This window comes from Brucella cytisi, assembly GCF_038433355.1.
GTDB lineage: Bacteria > Pseudomonadota > Alphaproteobacteria > Rhizobiales > Rhizobiaceae > Brucella > Brucella cytisi.
In genome coordinates this window covers 161,922-177,604 of the sequence record NZ_JBCAUP010000012.1, presented here as the reverse complement: position 1 = coordinate 177,604, position 15,683 = coordinate 161,922, and the positions used below count along the sequence as shown (strand labels likewise).

The following is a 15,683-nucleotide window of genomic DNA, read 5'->3' as shown; positions in this document are numbered from 1 at the left end:
CGACGTGAGGCTTGCGAGTCTTGCGACGAAGAATGATCTATCGCATCAAGGCCGCCATTTTCACTTTGAAGGCATCAGGATTGGCGTGTCAGCGGCGGAACGTTCTTAACAGGTACCGGGAAGATGCAACACCCGGGCGAACTTGCCAGGCAGGGCGAGCGCGGATCAGTTGCTTTCCACTCTGGCCGTATCGTGAGGCGCTAAACCAAATGAACCCGGTGCACATCGAATTCTGTCGTTGAGACCCGCATGCCTGGTTCCACAGGGATATGGGATAATAAGGACGGAGTTTTTTGCTGCTTTTCACGCTCGTCATCGGGTGATTACCCGGACTGCCTACTGCAATTCGCGATCAAAGCTTTTGAGCGCACCAACGGCATGTTCGATGAAGTGTTTCGCCATCTCCGGCAACTCGGGTTTTGCGGGAAATGCGAAGGCGAAATGGTGAGGGATATCAGGTACAAACGGTCGGATGGCGATTTCCAGTTGCTCACAATCCCGGATCAACAAGGAATTTACAAGCGCAATCCCTATTCCCTGGGCTGCGAAACCGCAGGCCGAACTTACTGAATGGGCTTCCAGGCGGATGTGCGGTGCCAGGCCGTTCGACGAGAACGTCAGATCGATGTCGTGGCGAGGTGGACGTCCTCTGCCAAGCATGACCAACGGCTCATTATGAAGGTCGCTCGGTCGGATTACGTCCTTTGACGTCAGGCGATGCCCAATTGGAATGGCGCATACGGAGCGTGCACGGATGAGTTCGGAACTATGGAGGTTCTTATCGGCGAACGGGAGGCGCAGGAAGCCAATTTCGGCCTGCTTTTCTTCCAGCATGCGCTCAATGACATTGTAGGTCCCGTGCAAAACCTCGAAGCGGGCTTCAGGGTTTTCACGCAGGAAATCTGCAATGATCTTCGGCATAATGACTTTGGAGATACCAGGGGGCACTGCCACTCTGAGGAGTGCTTCCGAAAAACGCCCTGTTTTCAGATCGTTGACGGCCTGCTGGAGCATGCTGACACGCTCGAGCACATCAGCGATACGCGGTTCCAGCAGGCCGTTTATACGCGAAGGCATCAAACGCGAGCCGTCCCGAAAGAAAAGCTCCTGTTCGAAATCGCTTTCGAGCTGGGTGAGACGGCGGCTCACGGCTGATTGAGATATACCCAGCAGTTCGGCGGCAGCCTGTGTGGAGCCGGTGCTCATAACAGCCCGGAACGCTTCCAGATCCTTAATCTTCATCGCCTCGCCTCTATGCATAAAACGCATAGATAATTCAGTTTATCTCATAATATTGCAAGTGCCATTTCGATATGCAGATCTAAACAAAACAAGAATCAGGAACATATCGGGAGCACTCATGAACACCTCACCGCTTCGCCTGCCACAAAGGCAGGCGCGATGACGGCATTCATTATAAGGCGGCTTTTCCAGGCGGCTATTGTTCTGCTTGCAACGTCGTTCATCGTGTTTGCCGGAATCTATGCGATCGGCGATCCGCTGGAAATTTTGCTGCCGCCGGATGCCACGATCGCTGAACGCGCTCAGGTCACACAGGCTCTCGGCCTCGACAGGCCGTTGGTTGTACAATACGGGCACTTCCTTTTGAACCTTCTGAAAGGCGATCTTGGCACATCGTTCGTTTATAACCAGCCATCCATCAGTGTCATTCTCGGGCGTCTGCCCGCCACACTGGAACTGGCCTTTTGCGCGCTTGTGCTTGCGATCGTGATTGGTATCCCGCTGGGACTGATTGCGGGCCTGAAATCAGGCACCGCGACTGACGAAACTATCATGACCGGTTCGATCCTTGGTTTCAGCCTGCCGAACTTCTGGCAGGGTATGATGCTGATCATGATTTTTTCGGTTTATCTCGGCTGGCTTCCCTCGACTGGAAGGGGGCAGACGGGAAGCATTCTGGGGATTGAAACCAGTTTGGCCACCTGGGACGGTATCCGACACCTGATTCTCCCCGCGCTGAACCTGTCACTTGCCAAGATTTCTCTGGTCATTCGCCTGACACGCACTGGAGTTCAGGAGACCATGCCGCTCGACTTCGTCAAGTTTGCGCGTGCCAGAGGCCTTTCTTCACGACGCATCGTTTTTGTACACGTGTTGAAGAACATCCTGATCCCGATCGTCACGGTCATAGGCGTCGAGTTCGGTTCGCTGATCGCTTTCGCAGTCGTGACCGAGACGATCTTTGCCTGGCCCGGTGTCGGCAAACTGATCATTGACAGTATCAACATTCTCGATCGCCCGGTCGTGGTGGCCTACATTCTTGTCGTTGTGACCATGTTCATCCTCATAAATCTCCTCGTCGATATCCTCTATTCGGTCCTCGATCCACGGATAAGGAGCAAAGCGCGATGAGTATTCTTTCTCGACGTCTCCTGGGGGACGGTGTCGTTGCAATTGCAGTCTCCGGCATATTCGGAAGCGTCAAGGCAACCGTTGCTTCAATTGTTTGTATTGCGCTGGTTCTGGCAGCGATCCTTGCGCCGTTCATTGCTCCGCAGAACCCCTACGACCTTATGCAGATCGACATTTTTGACGCCAGGCTTCCACCTTTGTCTGAAGGTTTCAACGGTGTGCACTATTGGCTCGGCACTGACACTCAGGGCCGCGACATGCTCTCCGCCATGCTCTACGGCCTGCGTACAAGCCTTGGCGTCGGTCTCACTGCCGGATTGCTGGCGCTGGTTATCGGTTCATCGCTTGGCCTGATTGCCGCATATTCGGGAGGTCGTCCAGATGCATTCATCATGCGTGTCGTGGACCTGATGCTGGGCTTCCCCACGATCCTTATCGCGCTCCTGATCCTCGCCGTGCTCGGACAGGGTACGTGGAAGGTGATTTTTGCGCTTGTGCTCGTCCAATGGGCTTATTTTGCACGGGCATCACGTGCTGCTGCACTGGTTGAGGTTAATAAAGAGTATGTCGAGGCAGCGCGTTGTCTCGGCCTCAGCCGGACAAGGATTCTGTTTGGTCAGCTTCTGCCGAATTGCATGCCACCGCTGATCGTTATCGGGACAATTCAGATCGCACAGGCAATCGCCACCGAAGCTACACTCAGCTTTCTCGGCATAGGTTTGCCAATTACCGAACCGTCTCTCGGCCTTCTGATCGCCAATGGCTATCAGGTGCTGCTCGCCGGGCTTTACTGGATCAGTGTCTATCCCGGACTTCTTCTTCTTACGCTCGTGTTTTCCATCAACATCGTTGGCGATCGCCTGCGCGAAGTATTGAATCCGAGGCTGGTGAAATGACAACAATCCCTGAAACGTCCGAGGTTGTCCTGGAAGTTAGTGATCTGCAGACGCATTTCTTTACCAGCGCCGGGGTCGTCAAATCTGTAGATAATGTGAGTCTGACAGTCCGCCGTGGAGAGATCGTCGGACTGGTGGGAGAATCCGGCTCCGGCAAATCGATCACCGGTTTCTCGATCCTTGGTCTGGTTGACCCTCCCGGACGCAATGTTGGAGGGTCTATACTGTTCAGAGGTGAAGAGCTTCTTACGGCGTCGCAAGAGCGTTTGCGCTCTTTACGTGGTAACCGGATCGCGATGATTTTTCAGGATCCGATGATGACCCTGAATCCGGTCCTCACGGTGAGGACGCACATGGTCGAAACAGTCCTCGCCCATGAAAGCGTATCCAGAACTGAAGCGCTCAGACGTTCAATAGAAGCCTTGCGCATGGTGGGAATTTCGCAGCCGGAATCTCGTATCGACAGCTATCCGCACGAGTTTTCCGGTGGCATGCGACAGCGCGTAGCGATCGCCATTGCGCTATTGCATAAACCCGATCTGATCATAGCAGATGAGCCTACTACCGCACTTGACGTGACGATCCAGAGTCAGATTCTATCGGAAGTCCAGACGCTGTGCCGGGAGTTGGGCATGGGACTGATCTGGATCAGTCACGATCTAGGCGTCGTGGCAGGTCTCGCAGATCGAATTGCTGTGATGTATTCGGGAAGGATCGTTGAAGAGGGACGTGTTGATGACGTACTCGACCGTCCACGGCATCCCTACACCGCCGGTCTGATAGGCTCGGCTCCCGCAGCAAACAGCCGTGGCAAACGGTTGACCCAGATACGTGGTTCCGCACCACATCCCCTTCGCCGACCGGAGGGCTGTTCATTCCGCACACGATGCGATTTCGCTTCGCAAGCCTGCTTTCAGGAACCTGCTGAAACCTTGTCTGCAAGCAACCATCGCTGGCGCTGCTTCAATCCATTGCAAGCCGAAACTGCGGAGGCAGCCCGATGAATGAAATCTTTGCAGAAGTTCGCAACGTCTCGAAACGCTTTACGCATGAACCGGATTTCGCCGAACGCGTAGCTTCCAGGCTTGGTGCAGTCTCGACGCGCAAGGTGGTGCATGCCTTGGACGGCGTTGATCTGGTGGTGCGAAAGGGTGAGGTCGTTGGCCTGGTTGGAGAGTCCGGCTGCGGCAAGTCCACGCTTGGTCGTGTCATTGCAGGGATGCTTCCCGCGACCGAAGGAGATGTGTTCGTTAACGGCATGGAGCGCAACGAGCTGCGCGGTGCGCAAGCGCGTGAAGCGCGCCTCAGGACGCAGATTATTTTCCAGGATCCGATGTCATCACTCAATCCACGCAAGCGGGTCATCGACATCATTGGCGAGGCGCCTGTTGCACATGGTCTGATCAAAGCACGCGAAAAGAAAAAGATTGTCGAGGACTTACTGGAAACGGTTGGTCTCGATCCTTCAATGGCCGGTCGCTACCCGCACCAGTTCTCCGGCGGACAACGACAGCGTATCGGGATTGCGCGCGCATTGGCGGTAAAGCCGGAGTTCCTGGTTTGTGACGAAAGCATTGCAGCTCTCGACATCTCCATTCAGGCCCAGGTAATCAACCTTTTCATGGATCTGCGCAAAGCGCTCGATCTGACCTATCTCTTCATTAGCCACGATCTGGGTGTCGTTAATCACATCGCTGATCGTGTGGTCATCATGTATCTCGGGAGGGTCGTTGAATCTGGCTCTGTCGAAGACATTTTCGAGCACCCCAACCATCCTTACACGGCAGCCCTTCTGTCGGAAGTGCCCAGCATCGACAAGCGCCACAGGACCTTTAACACGATCAGGGGCGAGATACCGTCACCCGTCAATCCGCCGCCTGGTTGCCATTTCCATCCGCGCTGTCCCTATGCCTTCGAACGTTGTCAGGTCGAACGCCCAGAGCTTCGCCAGGTTGGCAGCATTCATGAAAGCGCATGCCATCTCAATGACTTGTCTCAAAGGCCAGTCTTCAACACTCCGGGGAACTGAAGGAAACATATTATGACATTGAAAAAAATCGCCGGCAAAATGGCCATTGCTGCACTACTTCTTGCAACGACAGCCCTCTCGGCTCCGGCAGCCGATATCGTCATTGGCAGGGCGACCGAGCCGTCGGCGATTGATCCGCAGTTCTCGCGTACCGGCAACAACCAGATGACTGCAGACAACATGTTCGAAACGTTGCTGATGACGGATGCAAATCTGCAAATGCATCCAAATCTGGCAACCGAGTGGACCAACATCGATCCGAAGACCTGGGAAATCACGCTGCGTCAGGACGTAAAATTCCACGACGGCACGCCGTTTACCGCCGATGATGTTGTCTTCTCGCTCGACCGTACTGACAAGGTGCCGAACAGCCCGGCTCCCTTCAGCGATATGGTCAGTTCAGTCGCAAGCGTGGAAAAGATTGATGATCACAAGATCCGGGTAAAGACGAAGACACCTAATCCTGCGCTGATGGAACAGATCGGTCGGGTTTTTATCGTTTCAAAAAAGGCCGCAGAAAATGCAACGCTGGAAGATTTTAACTCCGGCAAGGCTGCAATCGGTACAGGCCCATATCAGTTCGTCTCCTGGAAGCCAGCCGAGTCCCTGACGCTGAAAGCCTACCCGAATTACTGGGGCCAGAAGCCCGATTTCGAGAATGTTGAATTTCGCTTTATTGCAAATAATGCGGCGCGCACTGCAGCGCTGCTGTCAGGTTCTGTCGATCTGATCGATTCCGTTGCGCCAGCCGATGTGCCCCGGCTTGAAGGGCAAAACAACATCAAGGTCTATCCGATTGAATCCGGTCGCCTGGTCTATCTGGCTCTCAATATGCGCAACGACACTGCGCCGGGCGTCGTCGACGCATCAGGTAAGGCAATTGAGCCGAACCCGTTTCGCGACGTGAAGGTGCGCAAGGCTGTATCCGCGATGATCGACCGTGCGTTGCTGGTGAACCGTATCCTCGGAGGTTCCGGTGTTCCATCTGCCCAGGTTGTTCCCTCGGTTCTTGGCGGCTATGTGCCTGAACTTGCACCCACGCCCGCTGCTCCGGCTGAGGCAAAGAAGCTGCTAACCGAAGCCGGATTCCCCGATGGCTTCGGCATTACTCTCTATTCATCCAATGACCGCTTTCCGGGGGATGGTGAAATCGCACAGGCTCTTGGCCAATTGCTCGCGCGAGGCGGTTTGAAAGTCAATGGTGTCCAGACCCAGCCATACAATGTTTATGCGTCGGCGGCGACGAAGGGCGAATATGGTGCCTTTATTTTCTCTCTAGGTTCGTCAACACCGAATTCTGAGGCCAATCTGCGGTCGCTGCTTCAGACTTATAGCCAGGAAGCGGGAACCGGAGGGTTCAATCGTACACGTTATTCCAATTCCGGGTTTGATAAAGCCCTGCAGTCGGCAATGGAGGAATTTGACTACGACGCCCGCATGAAGAAGCTTCAGGAAGCCACACGCATCGCGATGGAAGATCAGGCGATCGTTCCTCTGTATTTCCAGAAGATCTACTGGGCCTCGCGCGACGGACTCGACTTCACACCGAACCTCGCCGAACGCACCCTGGCGCAGGATGTAAAAAAAGCAAAATGAACTTTAATCCGAATGAACTTACGTCAGCTACTGCCGTAGCTGACGACGTAGTTGTGCACCGCAACGTCATGATTGCCATGCGCGACGGAGTGCACCTGGCCACAGATATTTACCGTCCTGCGGTCAACGGAAAGCCGGTGGAAACTCCATTTCCGGTCATCTTCGAACGTACACCGTACGACAAGTCAGGAACGCCTCGCACAGAGTTCTCTGTGGCTGCACCCACGCCTTTATCGCGACCGGAATATGCCATTCGTCTGGTACGAAAGGGTTATATTGTCATCTGGCAGGATTGCCGCGGTCGCTATGACAGCGAGGGGCATTTCACGAAGTACCTTTCCGAAGGGCAAGACGGGTTCGACAGCATGGCCTGGATAGAAATGCAGCCATGGAACAACAGCAAAATCGGTACTCAGGGCTTGTCCTACAACGCCCATACCCAGATGGCGCTGGCTTCATTGAATGCACCTGGACTGGCCGCAATGGTGGTGGATTCCGGTGGTTTCTCCAATGCCTATACCTGCGGGATCCGGCAAGGTGGGGCCTTCGAGCTTAAGCAGGCGACGTGGGCCTATCACAGAGCGCAGGAAGGAACGGATGAGCGAACCGCGGCGGCCGTAGCAGCGGAAAGCCTGCATGACTGGTTCTCCATGATGCCCTGGACGAAGGGCCGTTCGCCGGTCCGCTGGAACCCTGAATATGAAGCTTATCTGCTTGAGCAATGGCAGGAAGGCACATTCGGGGACTTCTGGAAAAAAGTCGGTATTTACGCTGCAGGCTATTACGAAACCTTTCCAAAGGTGCCGATCACCTTCATGTCGAGCTGGTACGATGTCTATGTACCCACGACGCTGGAGAACTTCATGGCTCTAAAAGGGGATCCGGACCGTCCGCTAACACTGATTATGGGGCCATGGACGCATGGCAACCGCACAAGAAGTGTATTTGGCGACGTCGATTTCGGACCAGCGGCCATTTTTGATGGCCAGGTCGATAAGGACTGGTTTACCTATCGTGAGAACTGGTTTGCCCGCCATTTGCAAGGAGAGGCAACAGAAGACCGGGAAGGGCAGGTCCATCTGTTCCTGATGGGCACAGGTAGCGGTAGCAAGACCGAAAACGGTCATCTTGATCATGGTGGCTGCTGGATCCAAAGCACCGACTGGCCGTTACCGAATGCCGAGCCGCTCGAACTATATCTTGGAAGCGATATGTCGCTGAGTGCTTCCGCCCCATCAGAAACGGAAGCCGTACTTACCTATGACTTCGACCCTGCAAATCCTGTTCCCACGATTGGCGGTGCGCTTACGTCCGGCGAGCCAATCTTCACCGGCGGCGGGTTCGATCAGGTCGAAGCTAAAGAGTTCTATGGCTGTAAGCGCCCCGGCCTCCCCTTGAGCGCTCGTCCGGACGTGCTTTGCTTCGAAACCGGGCCCCTGGAAAACGATGTGGCAGTCGTCGGCCCAGTCGAGATCGATCTGTGGGCGACAACCGACGCGCCTGACACGGATTTCACGGCGAAACTGGTAGATGTCTATCCCCCATCGGAGGATTATCCTCGTGGCTATGCGCTCAACATATCGGATGGCATATTCCGTGTGCGGTATCGCGACGCCTTTGACAGGCCAAGACTGGTCGAAAAAGGTGAAATTTTCAAGATAACGGTCAGGGCCTTTGCAACGGCGAACCTCTTTAAGAAGGGACATCGTATTCGTCTCGATATCTCTTCCTCCAATTTTCCGAAGTTCGACGTTAACCCGAATACAGGCGAGCCGGAAGGAACGAGCCGTACGAGCCAGGTCGCACGTAATTCGGTATTCCTTCAAGCCGACAGACCTTCGGTACTCAGGATGTTGAAGATTAAATGGCCGGATGACCAAAGAACCTGTCCGTAAACTGCATACGGACCATGCCAGACCATTCGTGATTGAACGCTGTGATTTGTGACGCGTCTTGCAGTCGACATTCACGCCAGACATGCCTGCGACTGCGCAAGCAGCCGCAGGCATCCGGCAGTTGTGCTGCGCCAGGGGCACCTTCGTTACACTTGTTTTCAGTGCTTCATTGCCCAATGTTTATTATTTAACTGATCGCGCTTTTTCCGACTTTATCTGCATCGCACCTGTTCCAGCGACAGCAGCAGACTTTCAGGGCTTTTGTGTCACAACAGAAATTTTGCCAATCTGGTTGCTCCCCGATTTGAAAACAGGTGAAAAGCGCCCGTCTCTACTCTTCATTCTATTAGAATTTTTCAAGGGTTAAACGCGTCGTCTTCCTCTCAAGATTTTCCTGGTTGGAAAATGACCACGTTGAATAACGTGCGCGTATCAAAAGGCGGTAACCCTGTCCTTCCTCAAGCCAATACACAGGACTGATGTGAGCTATCGATGGAATATCTCATTGAGATAATAGAGGTAATTTTGAAGTAAAATTTTATTTACTTAAGTATTGAGGAATCGCTTATCAGTTAAAGTGCTATAATTTATTTCATTTTGATCCGAACTTGCATATAGTTCTCCTGGTGCGAAGCCAGAGGAGGAAGTTGGTGTCATGACGACGATCATCGGAACAATCGGCGACGATATTCTGCGGGGAACGCTGGAGAACGACCGGATTATGGGGCTCGCGGGCAATGACGACCTCGACGGTCGGGAAGGTGATGATTTCCTTGACGGCGGTGCTGGCGATGACGTGCTGACCAGCACGAGCGGCTACGACCGGCTGGAAGGGGGAGCGGGCGACGACCGGCTGGTTCTCATTGGGACAAGCGGTACATTGACGGGAGGCGAGGGCATCGACACGTTCGTTTTCGACTTAAGGGACGAGAACCGCCCGGTTTTCTTCAATGGAACGAACGGCCACAGCATAGTCGGTTACCAGACGCAGACCGCAGAGCATAGCTATTTCCGCGAGATCGAGCGCTTCGAGGTGACGACCGGGAGCGGTGACGACTGGGTCAATGGCGGGAGCGGTGACGACGTTATCTCAACCGGAGCAGGTAACGACCTGATAGGGCAGTCCTGGCCTGATTTTGATGATCCGGCGAGTGCTCTTGGGGACGATATTGTTGATGCCGGTGCGGGCGACGATAACATTGTCGACCGGCTCGGTGCCAACCGGCTCTTCGGTGGCGCCGGCAACGACACCATAACCGCAACGGTGTCTTCCGCAGAGCTTGACGGTGGCGAGGGTAACGATACGCTGACGATCGATGAAGCTGGAAGTAGCGGGGATCTCGTGATCGATTTCGCCAGCGGCACTACCTCGGGCGGAACAGCCATCCGCAATTTCGAGCAGTTCGTTGGCGAGACGGGTAGTGGCGACGACAAGGTGAATGCGGCGGGGCTGTTATCAGCTCACATCTCGACCGGTGCAGGTGACGACCAGATCGATGGTTCAACCGGCAACGACACGATCTCGGCCGGTGCCGACAACGACGTGGTTCTGGGCGCCGCCGGTGCCGATCTGATCCAGGGGAATGAAGGCAACGATTATCTCGAAGGCGGCGCTGGTAACGATGAGCTCTGGGGTGACAGCGCGGATTTCACCGGACAGGGCGATGACAGGCTCTTTGGCGGCGATGGCGATGATGTGCTGAATGGCGGCTATGGCGCGGACTACCTGAGCGGCGGTGAAGGCAATGACCAGTTGCACGGCGACAGGGGCGATGACACGCTGTTCGGCGATGCTGGCGACGACTGGCTTTCCCATGTCGACGCGGGTTATGACCGCCTGTACGGTGGGACTGGTAACGACGGTTTCGGCGTTGCCAATCCCTATGGAAATACGCTGGAAGGGGAAATCGATGGCGGCGACGGGCAGGACCGGCTCGAGCTGACCCTCTACGATAACGGACCGGTCGAATTCGATGCAATGACCGGAGCAATGGGCGAGCTGAGCTTCGCCAATATTGAGCAATTCGAGGTGCAGGCCCGGGGAGGTTACAACGATATCCTTCGCGGCGGAGCCGGCAACGACGTGCTGGACGGCCAGGGCGGAGATGATCTGATAGAGGGCAGGGCTGGTAACGACACGCTCATAGGGCATGCTGGATCCGATCGGCTGGACGGAGGCGATGGCGACGACGTCCTCGACGCCGGAAGCTATAGTGGTGCCGATGTCCTGACCGGTGGAGCCGGTGCCGACACCTTTGTCTGGGCTGACTTTTATATCGGTTATTCCGGTGTCGATCGTGTCACTGATTTCGACACGCAGAGCGGTGACGTAATCCAGTTCGATCATGCAGGCTTTGTCTATGATTTCGATGATTTCGTCGCGGCCTCACGGGACACGGCGGATGGTGTCTATTTTGCAATCGCAGACCGTGATGATTACGGTATGCTTATCGAAGGTGTCTCACTCTCCGATCTATCTGCCGACGACTTCGTCTTTTCCTGAAGTGTTGGTGGCGATTGTGCTCGATGAGCGCAGCGGTGAGCGTTCCCCATCGCTGCACGCGTCCATCAGATGACACCTGCAAACGGTGTTAGCTTGGTCGAAGATGATACCTGGCTGCCGTACTGTTCGACGCTCTCATTTCGTTCTTCGAATTGAATTTCGCGAACTCTGCAAAGCGGTTTTCCGCTCCCCCCGTCACCTCCGCAGGCCCCCATCGCACAAAATAATCTGGTCAGCCTTTTTCAACAGCGGCGGCAACCTGTCGTCGCCAGATCGGCAACTCCGATAATTCCTGCATCTGCGCCAAGCCTGGCGGCGACGAGCTCGGGAACAGTGACCGAAGGATGGTCGGCGAGGGCCTCGCGCAACAGGTCGAGGAAGCTGTCAGACAGACCCACGCCACCTCCGATTACGATGCATTCGGGGTCAACCACCGCCTGCAAGCCTACGACAGCTGCGGCCAATTGCGATGCCGCATCCTGAACAATGCGCTGCGCCCAGTCTTCGCCCGCTGCAGCGGCGGAAAACACCAGGCGCGCATCCCCTGAGTGGCCAACCTCGAATGCTTTCCTCGCGATACCGAATCCCGACGCCAGGGTTTCGAGCCGCACAAAACCCGATGCCCCCGTGACCATAACCTGTCCCAGACTTCCGGCAATGCCGCGTGTGCCGCGAAGCAGGCGTCCATTAAGAACGATGCCGCCGCCAATGCCACTCGAAATGGTGAGAAATACCATGTCACGCCCGCGTGCGGCGCCGAAACGATATTCACCCCATGCCGCCGCCTGTGCGTCATTGACGACTTCGACCGGCACGCCGAGCGCTGTTCTCATCATACGCTCCAGAGGATAGCCATGCGGGATGGAGAGCGTTCCAGGGTTAAGCGAAGTCCATTTTTCGCCGTCTACGCGCCCGGTCACAGCAATTGCGGCGCACCGGTAACGATCCTTCCAGTCCAAAGCAAGACTGGTGACGGCTTCAATCCATTCCTCCCCGCCCACCGGAGTTGGCGTTGCCATAACCCGACGTTCCAGAATTTTGCTGCCACGGACCAGAGCCGCCAGTGCCTTTGTTCCACCGATATCGAAGGCAAGGACCGGCGATGCCAACTCAGTCGCGCTTTCTATGGATTTGCGGAACCAGCTGATGATATATTCCGGCCTGGTTATTGCGGAGCCGACAACAACGGCATCCGCTCCCGCACGGATCGCATCACCTGCCTGTTGCGGGCTGTTGTAACGCCCTTCTGCGATGAGGAAACCGCCCAGATCAGAACACTGCGCGACCAGGTCGAGATCAGGGTTTTGCGGTGTTGGACCCTTGCCCGTATAGCCTGACATCGTGGTGCCGATAATATCTGCGCCCGCGGCAAGTGCGCTGTGCGCTTCAGCCAATGTGGAAATATCCGCCATTGCAATTCGTCCGCGCCGCTTGATTTCCGTAATCAATTCAGCAGCAGGTACAGGACGCTGCCGATCCGTGCCGTCGACGGCGACAATATCAGCGCCGGCCCCGCAAAGAGTTTCAACATCGTCCAGAAAAGGCGTGATACGGACCGGACTGTCATCGAGATCGCGTTTTATGAGACCTATTATCGGAAGGGCGCTTTCCCGCGTGACCGACGCAACGTTTGCAGCGCCTTCTATACGCAATCCCTTTGCGCCGGATGCCTCGGCGGCCTGCCCGTAAGCGACAACCGAGGCGACACTGTCAAACGCTCCTCCGGGCACAGGCTGGCAGGAAACGATCAGCTTACCCCGGAGATTGTCGAGAATATCCTTCCTGGTCATACGCGATATCCCATAGCGGGCCCGGTGCATTCCATGACTGTGTGCTTGAATAGCACCCGGTTGCAAAATTGCCTCTTCGCCCGAATTGCCATTTGGCGTATCTCCAACATAGTCGAATAACCGACTTTTAAATATCCTATTGACAGATATCCTACAAGTGGATAATCGTTGGAAACCTGCTCAATCGGAGTCCCGCATGTCTGAACCGGAGACGAAGATGAAAAACCCGATCAAGCCCCTGAAGCGCGCACCTCTGCTGCATGTATCGGTTCAGGAGAGCCTGCGTGCCTATATTGAGGATAACGGCCTTAAGGCGGGCGCGGCGCTTCCGCCGGAAGGCGAGCTTGCCACCCAACTCGGCGTCAGCCGTAATTCGGTGCGCGAGGGGATCAAGGCGCTGGAATCGGTGGGCGTACTGGAATCGCGCCGGGGCATTGGCGTCTTCGTGAAAGCCTTCTCCTTCGAGCCTCTGCTTGAGAACCTGGCCTATGGTCTTGGTGACGCATTGCGGCAGATCGAGGAAGTAACGGCAATTCGCCGGGCGCTGGAAGTGGGCCTCATCGACAAAACGCTGGAACTGATCGGTGAAGATGACATCAAGGAACTGCGCGACACGCTGGAGAAAATGCGTCAGCGTGCGGAGCGCGGGGAAGGTTTTCCTGAAGAGGACAGACACTTTCATCAGCTCCTGTTTCGCTGTCAGGACAATGAAATGCTGCTTCGCCTGATCGAAGTGTTCTGGCTCGCCTTCTACAAGGCGTCGAATTTCATGAACCTCGAGAACATCGATCCAATGACGACATGGCGCGATCATGTCGCGATCGTGGATGCGATCGAAGCTGGCGATGTGGTCGTTGTACGCAAGCAGCTCGATCGCCACTATTCGGGCATCAACCAGGTGATTGCCCTCAACAGAACCGCTTCATTGACTGGGAGGAAGACATGAGGTTGCGTAATTTTTATTCGGCGCTTGCCTTATCGGCAGCGGTTCTCGCCGGACCGCTTTATGCCACCGCGCCGGCAATGGCTGCAGGCACGATTTCCGGCGGGTTCGATGTGGGCCCCGGCGGCTTCCAGGGGAATTTCAATCCACTGGCCGCCACTGGCGGATTTACATGGCTCGTCACTTATTTCGAACCACTGGTGATATACGACGACAAGCTTGAAAACATCGTGGGCGATCTGGCGGAATCTTTTGAGACGAGCCCCGACCAGTTGACCTATACTTTCAAACTCGCTGACGCCAAATGGCATGACGGCAAGCCTTTTACGTCGAAGGATGTCAAGTTCACCTTCGATCTGGCCAAAGACGGCAAGACAGGTTCGGTTTTCGCAGCAAGGCTCGCTTCAATCATATCGGTGGAAACGCCTGACGAAAAGACGGTGGTGATAAAGCTCAAGGATGCGAACCCCTCCATGCTCGACACACTCACGAAAGTGATGATGCTGCCCGAGCACGCGCTGGCGTCCATCCCGTCGGAACAGCTGGCCAAAAACGCGTGGTGGTCCACATCACCTGTCGGAACCGGCCCGTTCAAATTCAATAAATATGTCGCCGACCAATATGTTGAACTTGCCGCCAATCCCGACTATCGCGGCGGCAAGCCTGTGGTGGACAAGCTCATCAATCGTTATTTCGCCGATCCGGCTGCGGCTATCGCAGCGCTGCGTTCCGGTGAAATCCAGTTCACCTATGTCGATTCCAACGATGTTTCAACTTTCAGCAGCGACAGCGCCTTTCATGTGATCGAAGGCGACTCCTTCGTGGTCAACTATGTCGGCTTCAATCAGGAGCTCCCGCTCTGGAAGGACCTCAAGGTCCGGCAGGCATTCATGCACGCGATCAACCGCGATGCAATTATCCAGAGCCTTTATGGCAGCGCGGCCAAGCCGGCAAACTGCGTCTATGTTGCCGACCGTCTGGTGCCGAAGGATATAGATGCATATGCCTATGATCCGGAAAAGGCCAAACAGCTTCTGAATGAGGCTGGATGGGACGATATCAACGGCGACAAGCCGATCCCCATCCTGACCTATTACAATTCGCCGCTTGTCGCCAATGTGCTGGCTGCGATGCAGGCGATGCTGGCACAGGTCGGCATCAATATCGTTCCGCGCACGGTTGATACCCCGACCTATAATTCCACCGTCTACAAACAGGGCGGCAATGCGAGTGAGTTTCCGCTGATCTTCGCCGGTTTGCAGAACGGACCTGATCCGTCCAATATCAATATCGGTCTCAACGAAAAGCAGATTCCGCCTGCGGGCTCCAACGTAATGCGCATCCGTATGCCGGAAGTGTCGCAGGCCCTTGACGCAGCCCTTGACGAAACGGACCCCGCCAAGCGCGATGCACGCTATCAGGATGTCTGCAAGGCGACCAATGCTAATCTTCCCTGGGGCACGATGTGGGTCGCCAACCGCTATGGTGTGGCTTCCAAAAAGCTCAGGGATTTCGTCTGGACACCTGCGCCGGCGGGCGGCCCTTATCAGGCCCATCCGGAAAAGTGGTCGATAGCCGAATAACGGCGCTCCATTTGCAACCAGACCGAGCCGACGGCGTCTTGTGACGACGCCGTCCCGACCCCTTGCACCTGAACA

Annotated in this window: 12 protein-coding genes; 10 read left to right on the top strand and 2 right to left on the bottom strand. The window is 55.4% G+C overall.

Going from position 1 to position 15,683, the window contains the following annotated elements; all coding sequences use genetic code 11:
* Window positions 1-336 precede the first annotated feature (336 nt).
* Complete coding sequence (locus AAE521_RS13605; protein ID WP_167375566.1) at window positions 337-1,242, bottom strand: LysR family transcriptional regulator; 906 nt, start codon at window positions 1,240-1,242, stop codon at window positions 337-339.
* 159 nt (window positions 1,243-1,401) lie between these two features.
* On the opposite strand from AAE521_RS13605, the gene AAE521_RS13600 reads away from it, so the two are divergent.
* From AAE521_RS13600 to AAE521_RS13565, 8 genes are all read left to right on the top strand, one after another.
* Window positions 1,402-2,373: an ABC transporter permease gene (locus AAE521_RS13600; protein WP_071633300.1), complete on the top strand. Its 972-nt coding sequence runs from the start codon at window positions 1,402-1,404 to the stop codon at window positions 2,371-2,373.
* Window positions 2,370-3,269: an ABC transporter permease gene (locus tag AAE521_RS13595; RefSeq protein ID WP_071633299.1), complete on the top strand. Its 900-nt coding sequence runs from the start codon at window positions 2,370-2,372 to the stop codon at window positions 3,267-3,269. Before AAE521_RS13600 ends, AAE521_RS13595 begins: the two co-directional genes overlap by 4 nt.
* On the top strand, window positions 3,266-4,273 hold the full coding sequence (locus AAE521_RS13590) for an ABC transporter ATP-binding protein (RefSeq protein ID WP_071633298.1): 1,008 nt from the start codon (window positions 3,266-3,268) through the stop codon (window positions 4,271-4,273). Before AAE521_RS13595 ends, AAE521_RS13590 begins: the two co-directional genes overlap by 4 nt.
* Window positions 4,270-5,298 carry an ABC transporter ATP-binding protein gene (locus AAE521_RS13585; protein WP_071633297.1) on the top strand — a complete coding sequence of 343 codons (1,029 nt, stop codon included), beginning with the start codon at window positions 4,270-4,272 and terminating at the stop codon, window positions 5,296-5,298. Before AAE521_RS13590 ends, AAE521_RS13585 begins: the two co-directional genes overlap by 4 nt.
* Window positions 5,299-5,310: 12 nt before the next feature.
* Window positions 5,311-6,894 carry an ABC transporter substrate-binding protein gene (locus tag AAE521_RS13580; RefSeq protein WP_071633296.1) on the top strand — a complete coding sequence of 528 codons (1,584 nt, stop codon included), beginning with the start codon at window positions 5,311-5,313 and terminating at the stop codon, window positions 6,892-6,894.
* A complete protein-coding gene (locus AAE521_RS13575) occupies window positions 6,891-8,789 on the top strand; it encodes a CocE/NonD family hydrolase (protein ID WP_342061582.1) in 1,899 nt (632 codons plus the stop codon). Before AAE521_RS13580 ends, AAE521_RS13575 begins: the two co-directional genes overlap by 4 nt.
* A 58-nt stretch (window positions 8,790-8,847) precedes the next feature.
* The gene (locus tag AAE521_RS13570; protein ID WP_143132824.1) at window positions 8,848-9,156 is read left to right on the top strand and encodes a hypothetical protein; all 309 of its coding nucleotides are present in this window, start codon (window positions 8,848-8,850) and stop codon (window positions 9,154-9,156) included.
* Between the two features lie 288 nt (window positions 9,157-9,444).
* Window positions 9,445-11,292 carry a calcium-binding protein gene (locus AAE521_RS13565; protein ID WP_342061581.1) on the top strand — a complete coding sequence of 616 codons (1,848 nt, stop codon included), beginning with the start codon at window positions 9,445-9,447 and terminating at the stop codon, window positions 11,290-11,292.
* Between the two features lie 242 nt (window positions 11,293-11,534).
* Here the strand turns inward: AAE521_RS13565 and AAE521_RS13560 are convergent, their stop codons facing one another.
* On the bottom strand, window positions 11,535-13,082 hold the full coding sequence (locus AAE521_RS13560; RefSeq protein ID WP_071633293.1) for a putative N-acetylmannosamine-6-phosphate 2-epimerase: 1,548 nt from the start codon (window positions 13,080-13,082) through the stop codon (window positions 11,535-11,537).
* Between the two features lie 196 nt (window positions 13,083-13,278).
* Here AAE521_RS13560 and AAE521_RS13555 point away from each other — a divergent pair, with 196 nt between their 5' ends.
* A complete protein-coding gene (locus AAE521_RS13555) occupies window positions 13,279-14,028 on the top strand; it encodes a FadR/GntR family transcriptional regulator (RefSeq protein WP_071633292.1) in 750 nt (249 codons plus the stop codon).
* On the top strand, window positions 14,025-15,608 hold the full coding sequence (locus AAE521_RS13550; protein ID WP_342061580.1) for an ABC transporter substrate-binding protein: 1,584 nt from the start codon (window positions 14,025-14,027) through the stop codon (window positions 15,606-15,608). The genes AAE521_RS13555 and AAE521_RS13550 overlap by 4 nt, the downstream gene beginning before the upstream one ends.
* Window positions 15,609-15,683: the final 75 nt, after the last annotated feature.